General features: G+C 53.1%; 20 protein-coding genes. 12 read left to right on the top strand and 8 right to left on the bottom strand.

The window, feature by feature from the left end:
- The first annotated feature begins 41 nt into the window (after positions 1–41).
- The 7 genes from ACZ500_RS18610 (at position 42) to ACZ500_RS18580 (ending at position 10,161) form a co-directional block, all read left to right on the top strand.
- A complete protein-coding gene (locus ACZ500_RS18610) occupies positions 42–1,340 on the top strand; it encodes a DnaA ATPase domain-containing protein (RefSeq protein ID WP_464228941.1) in 1,299 nt (432 codons plus the stop codon).
- A 384-nt stretch (positions 1,341–1,724) separates the two neighbouring features.
- A complete protein-coding gene (gene dnaN / locus ACZ500_RS18605; protein ID WP_464228940.1) occupies positions 1,725–2,840 on the top strand; it encodes a DNA polymerase III subunit beta in 1,116 nt (371 codons plus the stop codon).
- A 2-nt stretch (positions 2,841–2,842) separates the two neighbouring features.
- Positions 2,843–5,233, top strand: coding sequence for a DNA topoisomerase (ATP-hydrolyzing) subunit B (gene gyrB, locus ACZ500_RS18600; RefSeq protein WP_464228939.1), 2,391 nt, complete (start codon positions 2,843–2,845; stop codon positions 5,231–5,233).
- A gap of 96 nt (positions 5,234–5,329) precedes the next feature.
- On the top strand, positions 5,330–7,750 hold the full coding sequence (gyrA, locus tag ACZ500_RS18595; protein ID WP_464228938.1) for a DNA gyrase subunit A: 2,421 nt from the start codon (positions 5,330–5,332) through the stop codon (positions 7,748–7,750).
- 130 nt (positions 7,751–7,880) lie between these two features.
- Positions 7,881–8,897, top strand: a complete 1,017-nt coding sequence (locus ACZ500_RS18590; protein ID WP_464228937.1) for an NAD(P)H-dependent glycerol-3-phosphate dehydrogenase — start codon at positions 7,881–7,883, stop codon at positions 8,895–8,897.
- Between the two features lie 2 nt (positions 8,898–8,899).
- Positions 8,900–9,712: a biotin--[acetyl-CoA-carboxylase] ligase gene (locus tag ACZ500_RS18585; protein WP_464228936.1), complete on the top strand. Its 813-nt coding sequence runs from the start codon at positions 8,900–8,902 to the stop codon at positions 9,710–9,712.
- A 224-nt stretch (positions 9,713–9,936) separates the two neighbouring features.
- Positions 9,937–10,161, top strand: a complete 225-nt coding sequence (locus tag ACZ500_RS18580; protein ID WP_464228935.1) for a hypothetical protein — start codon at positions 9,937–9,939, stop codon at positions 10,159–10,161.
- A 287-nt stretch (positions 10,162–10,448) separates the two neighbouring features.
- Here the strand turns inward: ACZ500_RS18580 and dnaA are convergent, their stop codons facing one another.
- The gene (dnaA, locus tag ACZ500_RS18575) at positions 10,449–11,801 is read right to left on the bottom strand and encodes a chromosomal replication initiator protein DnaA (protein ID WP_464228934.1); all 1,353 of its coding nucleotides are present in this window, start codon (positions 11,799–11,801) and stop codon (positions 10,449–10,451) included.
- Between the two features lie 713 nt (positions 11,802–12,514).
- Between dnaA and ACZ500_RS18570 the strand changes: the two genes are divergently transcribed.
- The gene (locus ACZ500_RS18570; protein WP_464228933.1) at positions 12,515–13,474 is read left to right on the top strand and encodes a D-alanine--D-alanine ligase family protein; all 960 of its coding nucleotides are present in this window, start codon (positions 12,515–12,517) and stop codon (positions 13,472–13,474) included.
- Here the strand turns inward: ACZ500_RS18570 and hypE are convergent.
- Positions 13,442–14,452: a hydrogenase expression/formation protein HypE gene (hypE, locus tag ACZ500_RS18565; protein ID WP_464228932.1), complete on the bottom strand. Its 1,011-nt coding sequence runs from the start codon at positions 14,450–14,452 to the stop codon at positions 13,442–13,444. The two genes, ACZ500_RS18570 and hypE, sit on opposite strands and share 33 nt — an antisense overlap.
- A gap of 513 nt (positions 14,453–14,965) precedes the next feature.
- Between hypE and ACZ500_RS18560 the strand changes: the two genes are divergently transcribed.
- Positions 14,966–15,808, top strand: coding sequence for a ParA family protein (locus ACZ500_RS18560; RefSeq protein ID WP_464228931.1), 843 nt, complete (start codon positions 14,966–14,968; stop codon positions 15,806–15,808).
- A complete protein-coding gene (locus tag ACZ500_RS18555) occupies positions 15,735–16,571 on the top strand; it encodes a ParB/RepB/Spo0J family partition protein (protein ID WP_464228930.1) in 837 nt (278 codons plus the stop codon). The genes ACZ500_RS18560 and ACZ500_RS18555 overlap by 74 nt, the downstream gene beginning before the upstream one ends.
- On the opposite strand, the gene plsY is transcribed toward ACZ500_RS18555, so the two are convergent.
- On the bottom strand, positions 16,554–17,171 hold the full coding sequence (gene plsY / locus ACZ500_RS18550; RefSeq protein ID WP_464228929.1) for a glycerol-3-phosphate 1-O-acyltransferase PlsY: 618 nt from the start codon (positions 17,169–17,171) through the stop codon (positions 16,554–16,556). The genes ACZ500_RS18555 and plsY overlap by 18 nt on opposite strands.
- A 187-nt stretch (positions 17,172–17,358) precedes the next feature.
- Here plsY and ACZ500_RS18545 point away from each other — a divergent pair, with 187 nt between their 5' ends.
- Complete coding sequence (locus tag ACZ500_RS18545) at positions 17,359–17,766, top strand: DUF3842 family protein (protein WP_464233083.1); 408 nt, start codon at positions 17,359–17,361, stop codon at positions 17,764–17,766.
- Entirely contained in the window at positions 17,759–17,947 is a 189-nt protein-coding gene (locus ACZ500_RS18540) for a CooT family nickel-binding protein (RefSeq protein WP_464228928.1), read from the top strand. The genes ACZ500_RS18545 and ACZ500_RS18540 overlap by 8 nt, the downstream gene beginning before the upstream one ends.
- Positions 17,948–18,033: 86 nt before the next feature.
- Here the strand turns inward: ACZ500_RS18540 and ACZ500_RS18535 are convergent, their stop codons facing one another.
- The 5 genes from ACZ500_RS18535 to ACZ500_RS18515 all read right to left on the bottom strand — a co-directional run bounded on the left by ACZ500_RS18535 (position 18,034) and on the right by ACZ500_RS18515 (position 24,641).
- The gene (locus tag ACZ500_RS18535) at positions 18,034–18,867 is read right to left on the bottom strand and encodes a glycosyltransferase family 2 protein (RefSeq protein WP_464228926.1); all 834 of its coding nucleotides are present in this window, start codon (positions 18,865–18,867) and stop codon (positions 18,034–18,036) included.
- Positions 18,864–20,600 carry a 4-hydroxy-3-methylbut-2-enyl diphosphate reductase gene (gene ispH, locus ACZ500_RS18530; protein ID WP_464228924.1) on the bottom strand — a complete coding sequence of 579 codons (1,737 nt, stop codon included), beginning with the start codon at positions 20,598–20,600 and terminating at the stop codon, positions 18,864–18,866. Before ispH ends, ACZ500_RS18535 begins: the two co-directional genes overlap by 4 nt.
- On the bottom strand, positions 20,597–21,652 hold the full coding sequence (gene dusB / locus ACZ500_RS18525) for a tRNA dihydrouridine synthase DusB (protein WP_464228923.1): 1,056 nt from the start codon (positions 21,650–21,652) through the stop codon (positions 20,597–20,599). The genes ispH and dusB overlap by 4 nt, the downstream gene beginning before the upstream one ends.
- A 16-nt stretch (positions 21,653–21,668) precedes the next feature.
- Entirely contained in the window at positions 21,669–22,637 is a 969-nt protein-coding gene (locus ACZ500_RS18520; RefSeq protein ID WP_464228922.1) for a dipeptidase, read from the bottom strand.
- Between the two features lie 105 nt (positions 22,638–22,742).
- A complete protein-coding gene (locus tag ACZ500_RS18515; protein ID WP_464228920.1) occupies positions 22,743–24,641 on the bottom strand; it encodes an ASKHA domain-containing protein in 1,899 nt (632 codons plus the stop codon).
- Between the last annotated feature and the right edge of the window lie 50 nt (positions 24,642–24,691).

Here is a 24,691-nt window from a genome sequence, read left to right as displayed (position 1 = left end):
CGAACCCCTTTGAAATCACCTCGGAAACCATTGACTGCACTATGTGGAACCATGTCTATCATGCCCTGGAACAGCAAATCGATCCAGATGAATTTCATACTTGGCTTAGTCAAGTAACCTTGACAAGCCTGAAAAAGGAACGTCTGATCCTCTCGGCGCCCAACAAATTCGTGGCGAGGTGGATAGCGGAGCATTATATTCAGATAATACAGGATGCATTCAAGAAGATTTTCAATTTTTCCCCTGAGGTTCAAATCGAGCAACGCTCCTGCCCACCGCCGGAGAATTCCTCTTCCACTGCTTCATTCGCCTCCCCTCAAAACCGCTCGAATCACATACCTGCTCAGCAGCATCTCCAAACCTTCGAAACCTTTCTCGAAGCCGAGGAAAACCGGTTTGCGCGCGTACTCTCCACCCAGGTCACCGAACAGACCGGAAAGGATTATAATCCGCTTTATATTTTTTCTGCGCTGAGCACGGGAAAATCCCATCTTCTCCATGCCATCGACCATAGATTGCGTTTGAAATCGCCTGGGTTCCACTCCGAATGCCTGACCGCAGATGCTTTTACCCATTCCATGGTACTTGCCTCAAGAAATCATCGGCTCCACGAATGGAGGATAAAACTCGAAGCATTGGATGCACTCTTGCTCGACGATATTCACGCTTTCGAAGGAAGAAAAACATCTCAAAAAGAATTCTTGCGAATTTTCGATCAGTTTCAACAGACAAACCGCCAAATTGTCCTGACCGGGAAACAGCCCCCTAACCACTTGACGACAATCATGCCGGAACTCAGATCGAGGCTTCAATGGGGAATATTTGCCGAGATTCTTCTCCCGAGTCAAACGCTTAAAATGAAAATTCTGAAAGCGAGTCCACATTTGAGCCTGTTTGACATTCCTGAGGATGTTTTATTTTTTCTCGCAGGAGATGCACAGGATCTCAAAACCCTGGTCGAGCGCTCCATAGCCCTTGCAAGCCATCTTTCTCTTCAAGAAGGCCCAGTCGATCTTGCAACTATTCGAAACGTCATTAATCGAAAACATAATAAATCGACCACACTGGCACATATTCAGGAAGTCACTTCTCGGCATTTCAATATCCCCGTTTCCGATCTGATTTCCGGGAGCAAAAGCAGGCGTACTGCCTACCCAAGACAGATAGCCATGTTCCTCGCCAGAAAATGGACCCGCCTTTCTTTCAAAGATATTGGCAGGGCTTTCGGGAACAAAGACCATTCGACCGTAGTCTATGCTGTACAACGTATTGAAAAAATGAAATTGTCCGGAACAGCGGTCCTGGACGATATCCGCAAAATAGAAGTGATCCTGTTCTAGGAGTTTCTTCAGGACCTCCCATGCAGGATCCGTTTAATGGATTGATCTTACCATGTCATCAACGGGTAGATCTAGGTGCTGATATATAATATTTTCAATTATTTATAAACCTAATGCAAACTTTCTGTCTAGGGGAATATTTGAAGATTTCCTTTCAGTTGAAGGTTCAAAAGGTTTCGATAATCGATTCAGGTTCGTACATTCCACAGTCTCTTCGTCTATATTGTTTGAGGATGATCGAATCTGTACAAAATACAATTGTATATATTTCAGCTATTTATTATGGTTTTAGACAATTCAACCCCTATGGTTAATTTTATGAAGTATGAATATATAGACTAATAATAAACTACGTAACGACGTAAAGCGACCGGAGGGAAAATCATGGAAATCAGTATTGACAGGGATGAACTTTACAAATCGATTGCCAGAGCACAGAGTATTATCGAGCGAAAGAGCAACATGCCGATCCTGTCAAACATTCTTCTGACCGCCAGAAACGGAAATATTATTGTTTCAGCCACTGATCTTGAACTGGGTTTTCAAAGTGAAATTCCGGTTCAAATCACTACAGAAGGAAGCATTACCATTTCAGGTAGAAAACTATTTGAAATATTAAAAGAAGGAAAAAATAATGTTATTCACATAAAAGAGAAAGAGAATAACTGGGTTTTTATTACAGATGGTTTTACCCGGTTTGATCTTGCTAGCTATCCGGCGGATGAGTATCCTGTTTTTTTCGAACCCGATGACATCGAAATGATCGAGATACCCGCTGCTTTATTATCCGAAATGATTGAAAAGACGGTTTACGCTGTAAGTCTGGATGAGGCAGGATACAAGCTTTCTGGAATTTTCATCCAGCGTGTTTCACGGCAGGGCAGAATTTTTCTCAGAATGGTGGCAACGGATGGTCATCGACTTTCCCTTATTGACAAGCCTTTTCCTGGGGCGGAAAATCTCAACCTTGGAAATGGGCTGATGGTTCCCAAGAAAGGGATGGTCGAACTAGCCAAAATGGGGCAGGACGGCGGGACGGTCCTGTTGGGGTTCAAGGATAAGAACTGTGTGGCACGGAAAGAAAAAGCGCTGCTGCTCATACGGTTGCTGGAATCGAAGTTTCCGGATTATGATGCGGTTATTCCGAAGGATTCCATTTCTTCGGTGGAGGTGGCGAGAAGCGATCTCCTGGATGCGATGAAACGAATGGTGATTCTGAGCAATGAAAGATACCGGGCTGTGAAAATCGGTTTCGAAGACAACAGAATGGAGCTCGTGTCAACGAATCCGGATCTGGGTGAGGCGCAGGAGACACTGGATGTCGTCTTTCAGGGGGAGCGCGTCGAAGCTGGATTCAATCCGCGTTATTTCATCGACATTTTACAGACGATGGAAAGTGAGCGAGTTTCGCTTGGTTTTTCCGATGAATCGAAGCCTTGCACATTGAAAGGCGAAGCGGATAAAGGATTTTTGGGTTTAATTATGCCAATGAGGCTATAAGGATGAACAAGCAGATGAATTCGTATGGTGCCTCGGATATCAAGGTTTTGGAGGGACTGAAAGCGGTCAGAAAACGGCCGTCCATGTATATTGGGAATACGGGTCCGGAGGGGCTTCAGCACCTCGTATATGAAGTGGTGGACAACAGCATCGACGAAGCGCTTGCGGGCTATTGCGACCAGATCGATGTCCGGCTTTTTGCTGACGGAAGCGCGGAGGTTCTCGACAACGGGCGAGGCATACCGGTCGAGATGCATGAAGGCGAACATCTGCCGGCGCTCGAAGTCGTCATGACAAAATTGCATGCCGGGGGAAAATTCGACAATAAGACGTATAGTGTTTCTGGTGGGTTGCACGGTGTTGGTGTATCTGTTGTGAACGCGTTGTCGGAATTTCTCGAGGTGGAGGTTTATCGGAACGGGCATGTTTTCCATCAGCGCTACGAAAGAGGGGAGACAAAGACCAGTCTGAGGGAATTGGGGGAAACCGAGCGTACCGGCACGAAGATATGGTTCCGCCCCGACTCTATGATTTTTGAAAATGTCGATTTTGATTTTGAGACTTTATCCAGAAGAATGCGCGAGCTTTCGTTTTTGACAAATGGTGTCCGCATCAAAATAGCGGATGAAAGGATCGGCAAAAAGAAAGAATTTCTTTATCATGGTGGGATAAAAAGTTTCGTCGAGTATCTCAACAAAAACCGAGAAGTATTACATCCAAAGCCTGTTTATATTAGCGGTGAAAAAAATGCAATTATTATGGAAGTTGCATTCCAATATAATAACTCCTATAAGGAAAATTTATTCACTTTTGCAAATAATATCAATACGCGTGAAGGGGGAAGTCATCTTAGCGGATTCAAAGCTGCACTTACCCGTAGTATTAATTTATATCTACAGAATTCCCCCCTGTCAAAGAATTTTAAGGAGAAGCTTTCAGGAGATGATGTCCGCGAAGGTTTGACTGCTGTTATTAGCGTAAAATTGCCAAACCCCCAATTCGAGGGACAAACCAAAACAAAGCTGGGCAACAGCGATGTCAAGGGATTCGTGGAGACCCTCGTCAATGAGGGTCTTGGGGCATTTTTCGAAGAGAATCCGTCGGTGATCAAGTCGATTCTGGCGAAGGTGATCGACGCTGCCAGGGCGCGGGAAGCGGCACGAAAAGCCAGAGACCTGGCGCGGCGCAAAGGTATTCTTGCGGATCATTCCCTGCCAGGTAAATTGGCTGATTGTCAGGAGAGGGATCCTGCAAAAAGCGAGATTTTTCTCGTCGAGGGGGATTCTGCCGGGGGTTCCGCAAAACAGGGGCGTGACAGACGCTTTCAGGCGATTTTGCCTTTGAAAGGTAAAATCCTGAATGTGGAAAAGGCTCGATTTGACAGGATGATCTCGAGTGAGGAGATCAGAACGATGATTGCCGCGCTTGGGACGGGCATAGGTGAAAAGGATTTCAAGGTCGAATCCCTGCGGTATCACAAGGTGATAATCATGACAGATGCCGATGTGGATGGCGCGCATATTCGTACCCTGCTTTTGACTTTCTTTTTCCGGCAGATGCCGGATGTGATCGAGCGGGGGCACCTTTTTGTAGCTCAACCCCCGCTTTATCGTGTGCTCGATGGGAAGGTGGAAGCCTTTTTGAAAACGGAAGTGGATTTACACCGATTGTTGTCGCGAAGGATTGCGGATAGAGAGGCACTGGTGGCGGAGGATGGCGAAAGGATCAGCGGGGAGCGGTTGGGCGCATTGCTCGAAGGGCTCGGAAAATTCTATGACGGCGTTCGCAATCTGATGCGTAAAGGATATAGTGCCAAGTTTATCGAATTCCTGGCAGAACATGACGCTGAGGACAAGCGACAGTTCAAAGAGCCGGACGCTATGCTTTCTCTGGTTGAAAAACTCGAGGAAAAAGGATTCCACGTAGATGGTTTGAAGCAGGATGAAGAAACGGGTTATTACCAGTTTATGGTCAGAGAGGTGGCAAATGGGGGACAGCCTTTGATCGTTGATTGGGAATTTCTCTCGTCCCCGGACCTTCGTAAGGTCTTGAGCGAGGCAAGGCAATTCAGATTTCTGCTTGGGAAGAGATTCAAATTGGAACGGACCGAAGAACAAAAAGAGATTGGAAGTCCGAAGGATATTCTGGACGAACTAACAGAGCGGGGAAAGAAGGGCTTGACCATTCAGAGGTATAAAGGGCTCGGGGAAATGAACCCCGAACAGCTCTGGTTAACGACGATGAATCCAGAAAGACGAACGCTTTTGCAGGTAAAAATTCAAGATTTTGTCGAAAGTGACGATATTTTCACCATACTGATGGGGGATAAAGTTGAACCGCGAAGGGATTTTATTCTCAGGCATGCTGGAGAGGTGACGGATCTGGATATCTAGAGCGTTCAGAGGATGATTTCCTTATAAATGTATTTGCCAGCTTATTGATTTGATGATATATCACTCTAGTGAAAAATTTAAATTATAAGGTAGAATATGGATCTTGATACGCATATTGGTGCTGTGAACATAGAAGAAGAGATGAAGCGCTCATATCTGGAATATTCAATGAGCGTTATCGTTGGAAGGGCTTTGCCGGATATTCGAGACGGATTGAAGCCTGTTCACCGACGTGTTCTGTACAGCATGTATGAATTAAAGAATTATTTCAATAGGCCATTCAAGAAATCAGCTCGTGTAGTTGGAGACGTGATCGGAAAGTACCATCCGCACGGAGATTCTGCCGTTTACGATACGATCGTTCGTATGGCACAAACATTTTCGATGCGGTATTTGCTGGTCGATGGCCAGGGAAATTTTGGTTCAGTCGATGGGGATCCTGCCGCTGCGATGCGTTATACCGAAGTCAGAATGACGCAGCTTGCTCAGGATTTCCTTTCCGATATTGATAAGCAGACGGTTGATTTCAGCGAAAATTATGATGGATCGTTGCTTGAACCGGTCGTATTGCCGACGACGATACCGAATCTATTGGTAAATGGGTCTTCCGGTATTGCTGTCGGTATGGCGACCAATATCCCTCCGCATAATCTTTCTGAAGTTTGTGACACTCTGATTGAGCTGATCGATCATCCGGAGATGAAGGTACGCGATCTTACACGATGGATGCCGGGTCCCGATTTTCCGACGGGGGCTTTTATTTTGGGTAGGGCCGGTATTCTGGAGGCTTACAGCACAGGGCGTGGAATTATTCGAATTCGGGCCCGAGCTTTTATTGAGAAAGCCGGGAACGGCCGTGAAAAGATTGTCATCTCGGAGATTCCTTATCAGGTAAACAAGGGAAAGCTGCTCGAGAAGATGGCGGAACTCGTCAAGGAGAAGAAGGTAGAGGGCATATCAGAAATCCGGGACGAATCCGACCGCGAGGGGATGCGCGTGGTTATCGAGGTGAAACGGGACGGCAATCCTATGGTTGTTCTCAACCGCCTCTATAAGTATACGCAGATGGAGGTTTCGCTCGGCATCATAATGCTCGCGATTGTCAACGGTCAGCCCGAAGTGCTCACGTTGAAGAAGGTCCTTGAACACTTTATTGCGTTTCGCAGGGAAATCATCCTCCACCGTACCATCTACGATCTCCGCAAAGCGGAGGAGAGGGCCCATATCCTTGAGGGCCTTCGGAAGGCGCTCGATTTTCTGGACCAGGTTATTGAAATGATCCGATCTGCCTCGGATCCGAAAGAAGCGAAAGAGCGTTTGATGGGTGAGCTTGAGCTATCGGAAAGACAGGCTCAGGCGATTCTCGATATGCGCCTTCAGCGGTTGACCGGTCTCGAGCGTGAAAAAATCAACAGTGAATACGAAGAGCTTATCAAAAACATCGAGCGCTTCAGAGCGATTTTGGGAAGCGAACAATTGGTCCGGGGGATCATAAAGCAAGAGTTGGAGGAAATCCGCGGCAGGCATGGAGACAGGCGGCGGACCGAAATTCTTGAAGATGTGGAAGATCTGGATATCGAGGATTTGATTGTCGATGAAGAGATGGTCGTGACGATCAGTCATACAGGGTATGTCAAGAGAAGCCCAGTTAGCCTATACAGGGCTCAACGACGGGGCGGAAAGGGGATGACGGGGGTCAAGACTAAAGCGGAGGATTTTGTTGAACTCCTCTTTGTTGCTTCTTCTCATGACTACCTCCTCTTTTTCACGAATAAAGCGCGTGTTTACTGGCGGAAGGTACACGAAATCCCAGAAGCCGGCAGGATGTCGCAAGGGAAGGCGATTGTAAATTTATTGGAATTACAGAAAGATGAAAGAGTGGCCACCATTCTCCCCGTTCGTGATTTTGAACAAGGGAAGTATGTGGTGATGGCTACCCGGCAAGGCTTTGCCAAGAAGACTGATCTGACGGCCTACAGTAGACCGCGCGCCGGTGGAATCGTCGGGTTGAAGATCCGGGAGGAGGATGAATTGATTGGTGTTCGATTGACTAACGGAAATCAGGATGTTTTTCTCACCACTCAGCTAGGGAAATCCATCCGCTTTTCGGAAGAGGAACTACGGCCGATGGGGCGCGTCGCTGCGGGTGTGACCGGCATCCGTATGGATTCGGAAGACCGGGTCGTTGGAATGGATGCGCTGGATGAGGGGGCTACGATCTTGACCGTCACAGAAAATGGGTACGGGAAAAGGACCAGGACGGAAGAATACCGACGTCAGAGCAGAGGCGGGAAAGGTATTCTAACCATAAAGGCTTCGGAGAGAAACGGTCAGGTTGTTTTTGCGTACCAGGTGAGTGACCAGGATCAGTTGATGCTTATGACAAGCCAAGGAAAAATCATTCGGATGCGGGTGGCCGATATATCGACGATCGGTAGAAATACACAAGGCGTTAAATTGATCGATTTGCCTGAAGAGGAAAAGGTCGTGGGTGTTGCCAAGGTTATGGAGGATTGATCACATAGGAAATATCTTCTTTCTCACAGTTTTTTGTGGTCTCGAATTTTTTCATATGGTGACTACGTGTGGTCTCAATTTTTTTCTTGCTCAGGCGCGTGGGAACTAACGAAGGGAGGGCCCTACCGGGATGCCTGATATATCCAAAGTTGCTGTTATCGGCGCTGGAAGCTGGGGAACGGCACTGGCGAATTTGTTGGCTGAAAAGGGGTTGGATGTCACCCTATGGGTGAGGGAAGAAGAGATCTTCGAACAGATACGCGAAGAGCGCTTCAATCGGATCTTTCTGCCGGACATCTTTCTCTCGAAAGGGCTTAAGCCTGTTCGTGAATTGGATGAAGCAGTTAAGGATAAGGAGGTTGTCCTCCTGGTGATACCTTCCCATTTTTTTCGTGGTGTCCTTGAGCGGCTGAAGAAGCATCTCAGTTCTGAGATGATATTGATCGCCGCCACAAAAGGAATCGAAAATGAGACATTGATGCTCATGTCGGATGTTACTGATCAGGTACTTGGAGAGACATGTATGGATCGCTTTGCGTGTCTCGCCGGGCCGAGTTTTGCCAAAGAGGTTGCACGACATTTGCCGACGGCTGTTACCATCGCGGCTCGCAAGCTGGATTGTGCACAGAGATTGCAGCCAGTCTTCAATACAGAATGGCTGCGGGTGTATGGGACCGCAGATCTTGTCGGTGTGCAGTTGGGCGGCGCCCTCAAGAATGTGATTGCAATCGCAGCGGGTGCAGCCGACGGGCTGCATTTTGGCCACAATGCCAGGGCCGCGCTGATTACACGCGGCCTCGCCGAAATGACGCGGCTCGGTGTGAGCATGGGGGCCAACCCTCATACGTTTGCAGGGCTCGCGGGGATAGGCGACCTGGTGCTGACGTGCACCGGCGATTTGAGCAGAAATCGTACGATCGGGCTTGAGATAGGGCATGGGCGGAAGATCGGCGAGATCATCGCCGGGATGAAAATGGTGGCGGAAGGGGTCAAGACCGCACGCTCTGCCCAAGCGCTTGCAGAGAAAATGGATGTCGATATGCCGATAACGTCGCAGGTCTATGAGATTTTGTATGAGGAGAAGGATCCGCGCTCGGCTGTGCGAGAACTGATGAGTCGGCAACTGAAAGTGGAACTCGAGCACTGAAGGTGGAGAGAAACGAGAGGGAATTTGATGATCTGCTGAACGCGGGGGCTGTGGTCCGGCGGCTTTGCGGGTCTACGCTGTACAAACGCGTATATTGGCTCGGTAGTGTGGCGTCGACGCAGGCGATCGCCCGGCAATTAGGGGAAAGTGATTCTCCCCACGGAACCTTGGTATGGGCTGAATATCAGACCGGAGGACGTGGCCGGCGGGGTCGTGTGTGGGAGGCAGCGAAGGGGGCGAATCTCATTTTCTCCATTCTTCTGCGAAGTGTGCTTCGTGCAGAGGATCTTTTTTGGGTCACTGCGTGTTTGTCTTTGGCCGTATGCGAAGGGATAGAGGCGGTGATGGGTTTGGCTGCCAGGATCAAATGGCCCAACGATATCTTCCTCCACGGAAAAAAAGTGGGGGGGATCCTCACCGAGGGGCGGTTTGACGGAAGCATAAGCCGCTATATTGTGACAGGACTAGGGCTCAATGTAAACTGGGAGCCTGGGGAGGGAAAGGAAATGCCCTATCCGGTAACCAGTCTCAGCAGAGAAGCTCAGGCCTTTATCAAACGTGAAGACCTGCTCGGAGTGATCCTGAGGGGATTCGAACGTCAACTCTCGTTTTTGGCGTGCGGGCAGCGGCATCGGATCCAGGAGCGTTGGATGGATCTGTTTATGCTTGCCGGTAAACGGGTTCTCGTCGTGGGGGATGAGGCGGATTTCGAAGGTACAGTTTCAGGCGTGCGGCAGGACGGTGCTCTGTTGGTTCAGCGTGTAGATGGAATGGAAGTCACTGTTCTTGCCGGGGATGTTTCGATACGGACGTAAGTTTGTTTCCATCCGGAAATAGTCTTTTTTGGCAATCTCGCCGTGAATTTGCACGTTTGCTTGTGCGGCGAGCACCAGGTCGCCTCCGGGCAAATGCTTGATTTCCTTGATATTGGTAAACCGGGACCCGCCGCGAAGCAGTGGGACTGAGCACGCAAAGCGTGTGAAGAAAAAATCGTCATTTCCGGATTGGAAGCTGGGTTGTACTGGGAAATCATTTTCGGATGGAGAGAAGTTTGCTTTGTTTGCTTGTGGTGGGGAGGAGCATGGCTACGATTCAGTTGAAGGGTGAAGATGTACGGCAGGCGGTAAAATGGATCTCGGAAGTCCTCAAGACGGAACCTGAAAGATCTTTTGCCAGGTTAATAGAAGAGGCTTCTATGAGATTCAATCTGTCGCCGAAAGACGAAATGTCTCTCAGGAAGTTTTACGAAGAGGATAATTTTTGATACCTATCAGACCTGTTGGGAGGGATAGAACGGATCCGAAGAAAAGGAAGGAGCGGCCGTTGATTTTCTAAACCTGTCAAAAAAGCGGGAAATACCGTAGAGAAATAGTGATGCAACGAGAACGATCCCCAATATACCCGCAATCATCGGCATCCAGAATGCAGATCGATACATCTGAGCGATACCAAACCAGATAGATATTATGGAAAGCAGAAAGAAATAGAGCAAAACACAGCATATGCCAGTTGCAAGGATCGTTAATGTGGTCTTCGTAATGATTGAACGATTCATGATTTCATCAACTCTTCGAGCTTCTCAGCAATAAATGCAATCTGCTTTTGAATGCTGTTGTCCGTTCGCATTTTCTTCTCGATAAGCTCCGAAGCATAAAGCACCGTGGAGTGGCTGCGATTGATTCTTTTCGCAATACACTCTAGGGTTTCATCCGTGAGTTTCTTGCAAAGATACGCATAAATATTTCTCGGAAATGAAAGAACTTTTTTTCGCGATTTCGATTGCATCATTTCGGGATCGATTTTGTAATATTGACAGACGATCATTTGTACATCAGCAGAGCTGACGGATCGGTGGATCGTTACGAGCGATGCGAGGATTTCCCGCACAAGTTCACGGTTGATTTTTAGATTCAGGAGTTCCGATCTCGCTTTGATGCACTTAAGGGCACTTTCCATCTGGCGGATATCCCGCTTGAGAGCATCTGCAAGCATGTCAATAATCTCGTGATCGAGCTTGAGGTGATGCTCGTCGGCTTTTTTGGAGATAATCCTCGTCCGGGTCTCAAAATCGGGCCTTCCGATGGTTGTGACAAGCCCGGAGGTGAGGCGGGACGACAACTCTTTCGACATGCTTGGGATGTCTTTCGGGGGCATGGCACTGGTGAAAATAATCTTTTTGTTTTCGTTGGCCAAGGCATCCAAGGTATGGCCCAATTCTGTCTGGGTCTTCTCCTTGCCGCCAAGAAAGTGGATTTCTTCGAGCAAGAGGACATCACAGGTTCGACGATATTTCTGCTTGAATTGATCGATCTGATTGGTTTTGAGCGCCAGGACCATTTCGTTGGTAAAGTCCTCTGCGGTGACATAATTGACGCGCAATGCGGGATTTTCACGAAGGAGTTGGCATCCGACGGCCTTTGCAAGATGTGTTTTGCCCAAACCCGTATTGGCCAGCATCAGAAGAGAGTTATAGTCCCAGTGTTGATTCAAGGCCATGGCCTTTGAGGCCGAGTAAGCGAACTGATTGCATGGGCCGACAACAAAGGAATCGAAGGTGAAATCACCGAGACGGGTCAATTTTTTTAGACCTCTCGGGGCGTCGATTTCAGGCAATGGGAGTTGAAGGGGTTCTTTTTCTGTGTTTTGAGGATTTGTTATAGGTCCAGGGAGTTGAACCCGCAACTGAATTTCGGGGATTGCCCCCCCGATTTCATGAAACTTCCGCTGTATGAGCGTAAGATAGTTTTCAGTCACCCACTTTCGCGAGAACTTGTTTGGGCAACCAAGGACCAGTTGCGTAGGATGATGGTTCAAGCAGGTAAGCGGATTGATCCAAAGGGTGAAATGGTTGTTTGGAAGTTCAGATTTGAGCAGATTCTTGACCTCCTCCCAAGTGGACTTCATGCGCTACTCCTGAAAACTGAAATGTTTTGGATTTCTGAAGAGGGGAGATAACTGATAGCAACCCATCGCGTGGTGACAGTTCTAGAGGAAAGCATCTTAGGTGTCAAAGGATGTCCGAGGCGGACAGGATTTATGGCACGCACCGTTTTGAACAAAAAGTAACCTCCCTTTTTCTATAGAAGAATTTTGGTCAAAGGGGGTAACTGGGCGGTTCATAAGGACAAATTTACATCCAAGAAAAGATTGGAAAATCACATTGTTAGGATATTGTTCGGATTTGTTGATCCAATTTTTCACAATTTAAATCTCATTTTTCCTGCGTGTTTCTTCATTTTTCTTTGAATTTCTTTTTTTACTGCTTACAATTCCGGACACAAGCCCAAGTATTTGAAGAAATGGTGGTTTGAGGAGAAGAGGTTCCCAGGAGATGGTGCGTCACGGAGTCATTCCAGACGCAAATGGTCATCTTGGCCAATCTGGGCGTCAGTCTGGACGTTCGCGCGGAGGGGACCAGCAGCTCTAGGCTGTAAAAGACCCCGATTGCATTGATATTGGCCAAAGCGGGGCGCGCCGGGGCCGGTGAAGGAAAATCCTTCTTGCCGGATTGGAAACTTGTTCCCTAGTGAGAACCGGTTGCGGATAGACATGATTCTTGATTTTTCCGGTTTGTGGAATGAAATGCGTGAAGTTGGAATGGGGGGGATGAGCACAGGATGATGCAGAAGATAAAGGTTGCCTTGCTGGCTGGTGGGTGGTCGAGGGAGCGGGAAGTTTCGATGGCGAGCGGTGACGCCGTTTATGAAGCCTTCGAGAAAAACAGGTACGAGGTCGAAAGGATCGACCCCGCTGATGATTTAAAACGCCTCATCGACGATGCGGGAAGTTTCGACGTTGTATTCAGTGTGCTGCACGGGAAGAGGGGAGAGGATGGATGTATGCAGGGGCTCATGGAGATCCTCGGTATTCCGATGGTCGGATCGGGGGTGCTGGGCAGCGCCGTTTCGATGAACAAACGGATTGCAAAGGATGTCTATGACAGCGCAGGTTTGAGGGTTGCGCCGTATATCGCGCTGTCGAAAGGTGAACGGGTGGATGTGGGAGAAGTTGTCGAGAAGCTCGGCTTGCCGGTGGTCGTAAAACCCGTCGAAGAGGGATCGAGTATCGGTATGTCACTCTGCCGAAACGAGAAAGAAATTCAAACTGGGATCGATGTCGCCTTTGAGCATGGAGAGGAGATCATGCTGGAGATCTTCTTGAATGGACGGGAAATTACGTGCTGTGTGATGGGTGGAAAATCGCTCGAGACGCTGCCGTTGGTCGAAATTGTCTCCAGATCCGGTACGGGGTTTTTCGATTATGCGGCAAAATATTCCCCGGGAGGCGCATCGGAGATCTGCCCCGCCCTCCTTCCGCAGAGTGTAGCCGAGCGGCTTTCACTTGCCGCGAAAACAGCCCATCGTGCGCTGCACTGCGGGGTGTGGAGCAGGACCGATATGATCCTGCAGGGGGAGGATGTATTTGTTCTTGAAACGAACACACTTCCCGGTATGACCCCCAACAGCCTTTTTCCATTGGCGGGCCGTGCTGCCGGGTTGAGTTTGGGGGCTCTGCTGGACAGGCTCGTAAGCATTGCGCTTGAGTCAGCAGATGCGCGGGAGTTGTTGGCCGGTTAGCATAGGCAAAATGCGGGTGCCACCGACCCGAGTCTGCAAAAGAACTTTGCTCGGGAATTGATCGATCACCTCGCCGATCAGGCAGGCGCTGCACCCCTCGGGAAGCCGATGGAGGGAGGAGAGGGCGCTTTCGGCGGCCTCGGGGGCCGTGATGACAAGGGCAGTCCCTTCATTGGCCGAATAGAGTGGATCGATTCCGAGGATCTCGGAGGCTGCGACGACGCCTGGGTTGAGGGGGAGTGCCCGTTCGTATAGCTGGATGCCGGCATGGGAGCGCTGGGCAATCTCGTTCAGAGCCGTTGCAACCCCGCCGCGGGTGGGATCGCGCAGCACGTGGAGCTGTGGACCGAGGCTCGAGAGGTTCTCCACCAGTTTGTTGAGTGGAGCGGAATCGCTCCTGAGGGGTGTCTCAAGTCGAAGACCTTCCCGCTGTGTGAGGATGGTGAGTCCGTGGTCGCCGATAGAACCGGTTATAAGGATGCAATCTCCGACTTGGGCGTTTTCCACGCCGACATGAACATCGCGATGGATCATGCCTAAGCCGGCGGTGTTGATGAAGATCTTGTCCGCATGACCCCTGGGGACGACCTTCGTATCCCCGGCGACGATCTTGACGCGGGCGAGATCGGCTGCCCGGGCGATACTTTCGAGGACCGCCGAGAGTTGATCCATAGGAAGGCCCTCTTCCAGGATAAAGGCAAGTGTCAGAAAAAGCGGCTGGGCCCCTTGCATCGAGAGATCGTTGACCGTTCCATTGACCGAGAGGGAACCGATATCCCCCCCAGGGAAAAAGATCGGATCGACCACATAGGAATCGGTCGTAAAGGCCCATCTTTTCCCCTCGATGACCAGCTCCGCGCTGTCATCCATTTTTTCCAGAAAAGGATTGGATAAATATTTCAGGACGAATTCCTGAACGAAGCGTTGGGATGCCTCTCCCCCGCTTCCGTGGTCGAGCAGAATCTGGTTCGGCGACATGTGTTTCTCCGTGCAGGTAGAGGGGGGCGCCGGAGATGGTGAGTTCCGGTTTCAGGTTTGCAGGGTCGCTCGGAGTATATCTGTCCTGTAGACAGGCGATTTTGAAACGCTTTGCATGGGGGGATGAAGACTCGGTTTCTAAATTATGGCCATAACTATCTGATTTACTACGTAATGATCTATCATCCCCGTCCCGGGAAAGGTACGTGCACGAACACGGGATCGAGGATAAACGTCTACTCCGACAATATTGCACGATACCCGCGATGTCCTCAGGATGTCAAGAAGGAAGACCGGGGCATATTTCGCGGATTTTGCCTTCCTGGCCCTCCGTGGATGAAAACGAGCTTACAGGGGCAGTTTCACGTGAAACAGGCTTTAGCCTTTTCAAGGGATTCGGTTTGTGTTATCAGATAAGAAAGCCTTGAATCCGGGCCTGAAGTGCATCCCGATTTCTCGGGCGCCTTGGGGAAGGCCGGAATGGACTGTTGCAGTTTGGAGAGGTACCCGGGTATGGGAGTGGTCATCGCCATTGTCAACCAGAAGGGGGGGGTAGGAAAGACGACCACGGCCGTCAATCTGTCTGCATCCCTGTCTGCGGTTGACAAGGCCTGTCTCCTGATCGATTGCGACCCGCAGGGCAACGCCACAACCGGACTCGGATTCGACAGAAAGCACATCGGGAAAGGGCTTTATGATCTTCTCACGGTTCCCGGGCATGAGGGGGAGGTCGTGATGGCTACCGCGCTGCCAAAGCTCCATCTGATGGCGGCCACGAGTCATCTCATCGGCGCTGAGGTCGAGATCGCTACGATGCCCCATAAGGAATACCTCCTTCGCGAGAGGCTTTCCGCGGTTCGAGCGGGCTTTGACTACGTTTTTCTAGACTGTCCGCCGTCACTGGGATACCTGACGGTCAACGCCCTGACCGCGTCAGACGCGGTTCTGGTTCCGCTTCAATGCGAGTACTACGCGCTGGAGGGACTTTCGCAGCTTCTGCATACCATCCGGGCCGTAAAGCAAACCTTGAACCCCACCCTCGCGATTGCCGGTATTTTGCTGACCATGTACGATCCGCGGAACAACCTTTCCCAGCAGGTCGCCGAGGAGGTAAGGGGCCATTTCGGAGAGAGCGTCCTGCAGACAGTTATCCCCCGAAATGTCCGGTTGAGTGAAGCCCCGAGCCACGGCAAACCCATTTTGCTCTATGATATCCGCTGCAAGGGGGCGCAGAGTTATCTGGAACTAGCGCAGGAACTGATCAAGAAAGGAATCGCTGACAATGGCAAAAAGAAAGGCGCTCGGCAGGGGACTGGCGGCCCTGATACCGGAGGCCGAGAACCTCGAGGGCAGTAGGGGCCAGCACTTCTTCCTTTGTCCCATCGCTGCAATCGTGCCGAGCCCCTACCAGCCGCGGCAGGCATTTTCCGAGCCGGAACTCCGGTCTATGGCAGAATCCGTCCGCGAAAACGGAATCTTGACCCCTCTGCTGGTTACAAAAACAGATCACGGTTATCAACTGATTGCCGGCGAGAGGCGGTGGCGGGCGGCGCAGCGGGCTGGGCTCGATCGGGTGCCCGTTGTCATCCGTGATGTCAGCGGAGCGGAGGCCCTCCAGCTGGCCCTGATCGAAAACATCCACCGCAAGGACCTCAATGCCATCGAAGAGGCGCTGGCCTGCAAACGCCTCCTGGAAGAAACCGCTTCCACCCAGGAAGAGCTGGCCAAGCGGCTGGGGAAGGATCGGACCTCGATCACAAACCTCCTGCGGCTTCTCAGTCTGCCGCAATCCATCCAGCAGGACGTCATCGACGGATCACTCACGATGGGGCATGCGCGGGTCTTGGCGGGAATCAAGGGCCCCGCACAGCAGCTTGAGCTGAGGGACCGAGTGATCCGGAAGGGCCTTTCTGTCCGACAGCTCGAAAGCATGGCCCAGATGGAGAAGAAAGGAGTGGCGCCCCGCAGGCGCGATCCTTATTTGGATGCGCTGTCGGAGGATTTGAAGCGGTCCCTCGCAACGCAGGTCGAGATCAGGAGGCGCGGAAAGAAGGGTAGCATCGTGATCCATTTTCACTCCAATGAAGAACTCGACCGGCTGCTACAACAGCTTGCCTGAGACGTTTTGCCCCCATTTCGGCTCGTGGCCGTGGATCAGCCTTTGGATGTTTTGGTGATGCCGCAGAAAGATGAATGCCGCGCCGATGACTGCGCCCAGGACGACGGGAAGGGAAAAGCCCTGCAGATAGAGTATGATGGGCATGGAGAGGGTGGCACCCAAAGAGCCGAGCGAGATATATCTCCATTTCAGGACCAGAAGCGCGAAGATTCCGAGGCCTATCAGGCAGGCAAACGGGGAAAGAGCCAGAAAAACACCCAGCGCCGTGGCTACGCCTTTGCCTCCGGCGAACCGCTGAAACACGGAAAACTGATGACCCAAAAGGGCTGCGAGGCCCACAACGATGCCAGAATAAACGGCTGCATTCCCGGAAACCAGTTGGTCCGCCCCTGACACCGGGGCAAACCCCTTGAACATGTCGAGGGCGAGCGTCAAAAGGCCCCATCCCATCCCCAATTGACGGGCGACGTTTGTCGCACCGATGTTCCCGCTGCCTGACTTCCGGATATCGATATGACCGGCGAAATAACCGACGATACGGCCGAATGGAATGGAACCGAGAAGAAAAGCACCGATGCAGAGCAGCAACAGGATGAACATGAATTTTGATCCCCTGCGAAGTTGAAGGCCGGGTTGAGCAGCTTGTCATAGCTCAACCGGGAAAAAACCGGATGCCGACCAAATCTTTCCCCTTGTGAAATATGCCATATTGTAATACAGATTGGATCTGGTTTTTGTCAATGTGTTCCACTCCATTTTTCCTGGTAAGGGAGCAGCCGTGAAGATCATGATCATCGATGGGCAAGGAGGAGGGATTGGTGCCGCCATCATCAAGGGCATCCGCGAGAACCTGGGGCATGAGTTGGAGATTCTGGCTCTGGGCACCAATTCGATCGCTACATCCAGAATGATGAAAGCGGGTGCCAATCGGGGGGGAACCGGCGAGAATGCGATTGTCTCAAGCAGCCGAAAGGCCGACATCATAGCGGGGCCATTGGGGATCCTGATTACAGATGCCATGATGGGTGAGGTGACCGCAGCCATAGCGGCGGCTGTCGGCTCGTGCAACGCCAGAAAGATTCTTATTCCTTTGACCCAGGAACCCGTCAAAGTGGTCGGTGTATCCGCGGATCCTCTCCCCCATCTGGTCTTGAAGGTGGTGGACATGATACGGGAGGTGCAGGTAAATGTGTGAATCGAAGGCATATCTGCTTGAATCAGGGCAGGAAAAGCTGGTGCTTGAAAGCGTCGATCTGTTGGAGGACAAGCCGGAGGGGATTCGGATCGTCAATCTCTTCGGAGAGGAACGCCTTCTGAGGGCGCGCGTCAAGACCCTTTCGCTTGTGGATCACAAGATCGTTCTCGAGCCCCTTTGAGGATGCCGAAAGGGCGGCAGGCAGATCCGGAGCCGGGCAAAGCCATCTGCCTCACATGTCGAGGCTCGATTTGCAGCGCTGCCGCTTTATAGCCCGTCCATAGCCTTCGGCAGGTTCAAATAGAAGGTCCCCTCGATCCGTTTTCGGCGGCGGAGGCAACCGTTGCCGTATATTGCACACTTTCTGGCCATTTCTGCGCATGCCTCCCGCCTTTGGTCGAGGTCGAGCGTTCCGCTCTGCAGGATCTTCGCAAGAGCCAGAATGCGGAACCGGTCCATGCCGTAAAAGCGGGCGGATAACTGGTCGGGATGCCCGCCGTAGCGCGCGACCAGCTTCTGCGGGATAAGGTGGACCGGATAGTGTGCACTGATCCGGAGCCACAGGTCGTAGTCTTCACAGGCCGGCAAGGTCTCGTCGAAAAGTCCGACCTGGTCGAGGAGGCTCCGCTTCAACATGACCGCCGACGGGCTCACCAGACAGCGCTCGAGGGAAGGCCGGAAGATATACCCATCCTGTTTCAGATGCTTTTTTTGGGGGTTGACACGTTGCCCGTTTCTGAACCAGATTTCATCTGTTTGGCTGATCAGCGCCGCGGGCCTTTCCTGCATGAAAACCGTCTGGACCGTGAGCTTTCCCGTCAGCCAGCAGTCATCGGAATCAAGGAATGCGATATAGGATCCGCGCGAAGACCGGATGCCTGTGTTGCGCGCCGCCGAAACACCCCGATTCCAATCGTGGGTGAGCAGGCGGAGGCTGTGTCGAAAAGGTTCTAGGCGTTTTTGGGTGTCGTCCGAGGAGCCGTCGTCGACGACTATCAGTTCAAAAGGGCAATCCGTTTTTTGCCCGAGCACGGACGCAATGGCCCGTTCGAGAACGGCGCCCCGGTTGTAAGTGGGGATGATAACGCTCAGGACGGTCATGGAAAAAGATCAGCGCAGAATGCAATGATTCCGGCAAGGAAGAAATTGCTTTCGACCAGCGCCTCCATGATCAGGGCTGAGCGGATCCAGTGCCTTTCAAAGGCTGCCAGACACAGAGCCATTCCGGCAACAGGTATCAGCATCCAGAAGGCGAAGACCTCCACCCAGCCGGCGATTGCACTGACAACCAGAAAGACACCCAGAAAGCCGAGTACGATCCGCAGCAGTAAGGTGGCCTGCTTTTGACCGATGGTCAACGGCAGGGTTTCCTTTCCTACGATCAGATCTCCCTGCAAATGAAGCAGATCGAAAAGCCCAGACCTCCCATAACTCAGTAGCAGGACGAAGACCATGGAGACAGCGACCGCACTGTATGGACCCGGATCCGTCGAAAAAAGCGGCAGGACGTTGATGACGGCTACGCGTGCGAAGGCGTCGGCGAGGCTGCGCGAACCCGGAATGTCCTTGATCCGGAAGTAGGTGCGCCGGCTGCGCAGCCGGTCAGGAAAGATGGGGAGGCTGTACATCAGACCGATGACGATAAATGCAGCCAAGGCCAGAAACGTCGGGAGGCCCCGGGAAAGGGCCAGCGCGAGTGCCGAGGCTGCAGCCGCTATCCCGCTGCCGACGAGAACGCTTCGGTGGGCGGTCAGAAACCGGGCCCCTTCGGGGTCGTTGTAGATGCCGGCACCCTTGTCGACAATGCGATTCAGCCCATGCACAGCGTAAATATAGAACATGGCAATAAACGGGAAAACGATCTCAGGGGGTGACCCTGCCAGGAATCCTGCTGCGTAGGCGAAACACAAAGCCCCGCCGGCGACGAGGCTGCTGGCCAGGACGAGGGTTTCGAAAACCTTGCGGCACCCGTTGAGAACCCTCGGCTCTCTTTGGCCGCGTATTCGCTCGATGGTCCGCACGACGTTTTGGATCATCCAATTGGGGGTCGACGCGCCGGCGGTGACACCGATGCAGCTCATGGGTTCGAGTGCCTTGAGGTCGAGATCCTTTTCCGTCTCCACATGAAACGTCTTCAGACCTACCTCGCGGGCCACCTCGGCAAGCCGCTGGGTGTTGCCGCTGTGATACCCTCCCACGACGACCATGGCATCCACCTGGCCTTTGAAGGAGCGTACCTCCTTTTGTCGAAGGTGGGTGGCATTGCAGATCGTATCGAAGACCAGCAGGTTGGGGAACCTTGCCCTCAGAGCGGTCACCACGTCGCTGAAAACTGAGTCGTTCTGGGTGGTCTGCGCGACGACAAAAGGTTTTTGAAGATCAGGGAGGTTCACAACCTGGGAGACCTCCTGGATGACGAACGGAGGCGTGACGCTGTAGCCCATCAAGCCGATGACCTCGGCATGGTCTGAATCACCTACGATGATGCATTCATGACCTTTGCGGGTGTGAAGGCGGATCAGACTCTGAACCCGGGCCACCTTCGGGCAGGTCGCATCCAGGATCTCCATTCCGCTCTTTTTGAGTTTATCGCGCTCGGCGGGTGGTATCCCGTGGGCCCGTATCACGATCCGTCCGCCGCTGACACCTTCCAGGTCCTTCAACACCGTGACGGACTTGGTTTTCAATAGATCGAGAACCTGAGTATTGTGGATCAGCGGTCCATAGGTGTGAAGCGGCCGGTCGTCCTTCCGATTGGCGGCGGTCAGGACGAGTTCCATGGCGCGCCTGACACCCATGCAGAACCCCGCTGTTCTGGCAAGCTTGACTTTCAATGGGTCGCTCCTGCCGCAGCCAGCTTGTCCAAAAACAGGTCCAGCGCAGCCATCAGGCTCGACATATCCGTAATGGAAGTGATGGCGCCGCGGAAGCGGCTGCTGAACGGCAGGCTCTTGGTGTACCAGAGGAGCAGCCCGCGCATGCGGCGAGCCGCCCGGGTGCTGCCTTCGAGTTCGCTCAGGAGTTCAAAGTGTGACAGGATCGCCTCCCGGCGCTCTTCGGGGCTCGGTGCGCGGGGTGGCAGACCGGCACTGAGCGCGAGCACCTGACTGAAAATCCACGGGTTTCCGATGGCGGCGCGTCCGATCATGACTCCGTCGCAATCGGTTTTCTCCATCATGGCGATGGCGTGAACCGGCTCCGTTATATCGCCGTTGCCGATGACCGGAATACGGAGGCGGGTCTTGACCTCCCCGATGATGTCCCAATCAGCCTTTCCGCCGAACCCTTGCGGCACCGACCGGCCATGCACCGTGATGGCGTCGACGCCGCATTCCTCAGCCATCCGTGCCAGATCGAGCACAACGGGAGAATGGTGCGACCAACCCGTGCGCATCTTCACCGTGAGGGGGACCGAACAGCGACGCCGGACACGGGCAAGGATCCTCTCGAAGAGTTCGGGTTGTTTCAACAGGGCTCCTCCGGCACCGGTCCTGACTACTTTTCGTACCGGGCAGCCGGCGTTGATGTCCAGGACGGCGGCCCCTGCATCGACGGCGATCCGGGCGGCTTCTTCCATGACGGCGGGCTCGGCGCCGAAGATCTGAACGGCCAGAGGGGATTCTTCGGCCGAGGTTCTGAGATAGGAGAGGGTTTTTTTCTGCCTCTGGATCAAACCGTGGGCGCTCACCATCTCTGAAGTGACCATTGCGGCCCCGTGACGCCGGGCGAGTATCCGGAAGGCGAGGTCGCTGATTCCGGCAAGGGGCGCCATGACCACCGACGACTCCAGAGAGAGGGACCCGATCTGGAGCCCTTTCAAGAGGCCCGCCTGCTGAAGTCTCTGTGCCGGCTGCAAAATGGCCGGAGGTGCCGAAGTCATATCCATTTCCCTTAGGTCTCCATCAGCCGCGGGCCTCATGCCGAACAAGGAGTTCCCTCAGAAAACGCACCCAGTTCCCGCCCATGATCTGTTCTACCTCCGGGGGACTGTATCCATGGGCGCCCATCAGCCGGGCCAGTTGCCCGATCTGCCCGATATGTTCCATTCCTCGACAGAAGCTGTCAAAACCGAAGAAATCGGATCCCAGGGCAACCCCGTCCGGTCCAAAGGTCTGCACCAGCAGATCCACATGCCTGAAGATGTCCTCCAATCCACAGGGCCCTGAGCCTGTGAGCATTTCAGGGTTGAAGGTTACGCCGATTACACCGCCGCGGACCATGATCTCGCGGGCCTGGTCCAGGTCGAGATTTCTTCTGAGAGGACAGAGTTCCCTGATGCCGGTATGGGAGCTGACCAGCGGACCGTCGAAAGATCCGACGAGTTCCCAGAAACAGCGCGGGTGCAAGTGCGCGACATCGATGGCGAGCCCGAGGCTCCTGATGTCCTCGATAACCCTGCGCCCAAGGCCTGTCAAACCTGCGGCCGTTTCAACGCCGTTCCCCTGGGCGAAACGGTTCGAAGCAGCGTGCGTCAATCCAATCAGAAGCAGGCCGTTTTCCCGGAGACGGACCAGGCTTGCCGGATCGTCGGCAAGACCGTCTGCGTTTTCCAGAATGAGGAAGGTCCCGGAGAGGCCGTCGGTTGTTTGCAGGGCCTCGAGGTCTGCCCGGGTCCTGAGGATGCGCAACCCCTGAAGCCTGTCGAGCGCAAACGAAAACAAACGGTCCAGGTGGCCCCCGGCCGACCCCCGGCCGTTGAAGACATCTTCACAATACAGGGCGGTGCCAAAGAGACGGACACCCCCTTCGGCGGCCCGCTGAGGCGTAAAGGGGCCTTGGGCGAGGCAGGCGAACGGAAGATCATGCCCACCCCGCGTCATGTAATAAGGCCAGTCAACATGGCCGTCGACCCAAAGGCGTTTCGGACCCATGGATTCAGCCCCTTCTTTCGGGCGGTCGAGTCCGGTCTGCAGGGATGGGGGCGATCCACACAGACCGGGGTGCTGTCAACGGGTGTGACGTGCGCATGCCCCCCCTCAATAGTCGACACTCGGAAAAAGCCTCCGATCCGTGTGCGGCAGGAAGAGGGAGGCGATGTATTCGTCCATGAACGGCTGGTAGTTCGAGAGTTCGATATTGGTCATGGACCGGGAGATGGTCATGGATTTCTCCATCGCCGACTCGGACAGGAGGCACATACGGGCGCCGGTCAGAGAGCTGTTTCCGATAAACTGGATTTTCTCTCGCTCGATATCCGGCAAGAGACCGATCGCGACCGCCTTCGGGATATTCAGAAAGCTACCGAAACCTCCTGCGACGTATAGGCTCTCGAGCTGGTCGAAGGGCATCCCGATATAGTCCATGAGTGCTTTGATCGCCGCGAAAACGGCACCTTTCGATTTCATCAGATTGTCGATGTCCGATTCGGTGATCACGAGGGTATCGCCGGTTTCGGTTTCATTGCGGTCAGCGATGGTATACTGGGGGATGTCGTCTACCAACGTCAGTCTTGGGTCGGACAGCCGGCGATGAAACTTTCCGTCCGGGCTGATGATACGGTTCCTGACCAGTTCGTAAATGATGTCGATCAATCCGGAGCCGCAGATTCCACGGGGAGCGGCATTGCCGATCGTCTGATACTGAACCTTGCCATCCTGGATCTGGACCTTTTCGATGGCGCCCCTGGTGGCGCGCATCCCGCACCGGGTCCCGCCCCCCTCGAATGCGGGGCCGGCCGAGGCCGAGCAGCAGACCAGCCAATCGCGGTTCCCGATGGCTATCTCTCCATTGGTTCCGATGTCGATCAGACCTCGGACCGCCTCGCTGTCCGCGATGCCGGAGGCCAGCACCCCTGCCACGATATCCCCGCCGACGTAGGATGCTACACTCGGGATGGTCTCGAGGATCGCGTTTTCATGGGTGTTCAGCCCGACATCTCGGGCCGAGATTTGTGGGTAGATGTAGGCCGTGGGGACGTAAGGTTCCAGCCGGATGGAGCACGGCGTCAGACCGAGCAGAAAGTGGCTCATCGTCGTGTTCCCGGCGGCTACGATGGCCCGGATGGCCTCTGGCTCGATGCCGTTGCGGCTGGTCAGATTTCGGATCAGCTGATTGATGTTGCGGATTACGGCGGCATGCAGGGGATCGAGGCCCCCTTTTCCACAGGCGAAGATCATGCGCGAAATGACGTCCTCCCCATAGGAGGCCTGCATGTTGTGGGTGCCGTCCACATCGAGGACCTGCTGTTTGCCGAGATCCAGCAGTTGGGCGACCACGGTCGTCGTGCCGACATCCACCGCCAAGCCGTAGCAGGGTTCCGTGCTCGAATCTCCGGGCTCGATATCGACGATGCGGTAGCGTTCGATCTCCCGCGCCAGACTCACGGTCACCTTCCAGTCGTTCTCACGCAGCTTTTCGGACAACTTTCGGAGACACGTGAGCGTGATTTCGTACTGGTGCCAGCCGAGGACTTTGCGTATCCCCCGGAAGAGTCGTTCGACGTCGGCCATGTTGTCTTCAAGAGAGGGTTTCGGGAGATCGAGATAAATCTTACGCACAAGCGGTCCTGAAGGACGATCCTCGGTTTCTACGGCGCCGGCGGCGGAAGACCGGCTGCTTTCTCCGGTCATGATCTGTGCACCCTCGATCCGGGATTCGGGAGGAATCAGCACGTCCAGGTCATCGTGGATTTCCGTCTGGCAGGCGAGGGTGTATCCCTTCGCCAGTTCCTCCTCCGAGAAAAAGGATCTGCTCTGATCATCCGTCTCGATTCTCCCTCGGGTGATCTGGACGCGGCATTGCCCACAGACCCCCTGACCACCGCACAGGTTGTTGATAAAGACACCGGCGTCCTGAGCCGCTTTGGCGATGGTCGTACCTTCCTCCACCTTGATGGAGATGTTGTCGGGCTGAAATGTTATGGTAAAGTCAGTCATGATCTATGGCCCCCTTTGGTGTCGGTATCACCTGGATGCTCGATTGTAAG

It is taken from the genome of Desulfatiglans parachlorophenolica (assembly GCF_055394735.1).
Note: the sequence above shows the minus strand (reverse complement) of the source record. Positions and strands in the feature narration are given on the sequence as shown.

Excerpts from the sequence above, each read along its gene's own strand:
- ACZ500_RS18570 (WP_464228933.1), top strand. The coding sequence starts at position 12,515 with ATGATGCAGAAGATAAAGGTTGCCTTGCTGGCTGGTGGGTGGTCGAGG.
- ACZ500_RS18610 (WP_464228941.1), top strand. The coding sequence starts at position 42 with ATGTGGAACCATGTCTATCATGCCCTGGAACAGCAAATCGATCCAGAT.
- plsY (WP_464228929.1), bottom strand. The coding sequence starts at position 17,171 with ATGTTCATCCTGTTGCTGCTCTGCATCGGTGCTTTTCTTCTCGGTTCC.
- gyrA (WP_464228938.1), top strand. The coding sequence starts at position 5,330 with ATGGATCTTGATACGCATATTGGTGCTGTGAACATAGAAGAAGAGATG.
- ACZ500_RS18555 (WP_464228930.1), top strand. The coding sequence starts at position 15,735 with ATGGCAAAAAGAAAGGCGCTCGGCAGGGGACTGGCGGCCCTGATACCG.
- dnaN (WP_464228940.1), top strand. The coding sequence starts at position 1,725 with ATGGAAATCAGTATTGACAGGGATGAACTTTACAAATCGATTGCCAGA.
- hypE (WP_464228932.1), bottom strand. The coding sequence starts at position 14,452 with ATGTCGCCGAACCAGATTCTGCTCGACCACGGAAGCGGGGGAGAGGCA.
- ACZ500_RS18535 (WP_464228926.1), bottom strand. The coding sequence starts at position 18,867 with ATGACCGTCCTGAGCGTTATCATCCCCACTTACAACCGGGGCGCCGTT.
- gyrB (WP_464228939.1), top strand. The coding sequence starts at position 2,843 with ATGAACAAGCAGATGAATTCGTATGGTGCCTCGGATATCAAGGTTTTG.
- dusB (WP_464228923.1), bottom strand. The coding sequence starts at position 21,652 with ATGGATATGACTTCGGCACCTCCGGCCATTTTGCAGCCGGCACAGAGA.
- ACZ500_RS18580 (WP_464228935.1), top strand. The coding sequence starts at position 9,937 with ATGGAGAGAAGTTTGCTTTGTTTGCTTGTGGTGGGGAGGAGCATGGCT.
- dnaA (WP_464228934.1), bottom strand. The coding sequence starts at position 11,801 with ATGAAGTCCACTTGGGAGGAGGTCAAGAATCTGCTCAAATCTGAACTT.
- ACZ500_RS18545 (WP_464233083.1), top strand. The coding sequence starts at position 17,359 with ATGATCATCGATGGGCAAGGAGGAGGGATTGGTGCCGCCATCATCAAG.
- ACZ500_RS18520 (WP_464228922.1), bottom strand. The coding sequence starts at position 22,637 with ATGGGTCCGAAACGCCTTTGGGTCGACGGCCATGTTGACTGGCCTTAT.
- ACZ500_RS18590 (WP_464228937.1), top strand. The coding sequence starts at position 7,881 with ATGCCTGATATATCCAAAGTTGCTGTTATCGGCGCTGGAAGCTGGGGA.
- ACZ500_RS18560 (WP_464228931.1), top strand. The coding sequence starts at position 14,966 with ATGGGAGTGGTCATCGCCATTGTCAACCAGAAGGGGGGGGTAGGAAAG.
- ACZ500_RS18515 (WP_464228920.1), bottom strand. The coding sequence starts at position 24,641 with ATGACTGACTTTACCATAACATTTCAGCCCGACAACATCTCCATCAAG.
- ACZ500_RS18540 (WP_464228928.1), top strand. The coding sequence starts at position 17,759 with ATGTGTGAATCGAAGGCATATCTGCTTGAATCAGGGCAGGAAAAGCTG.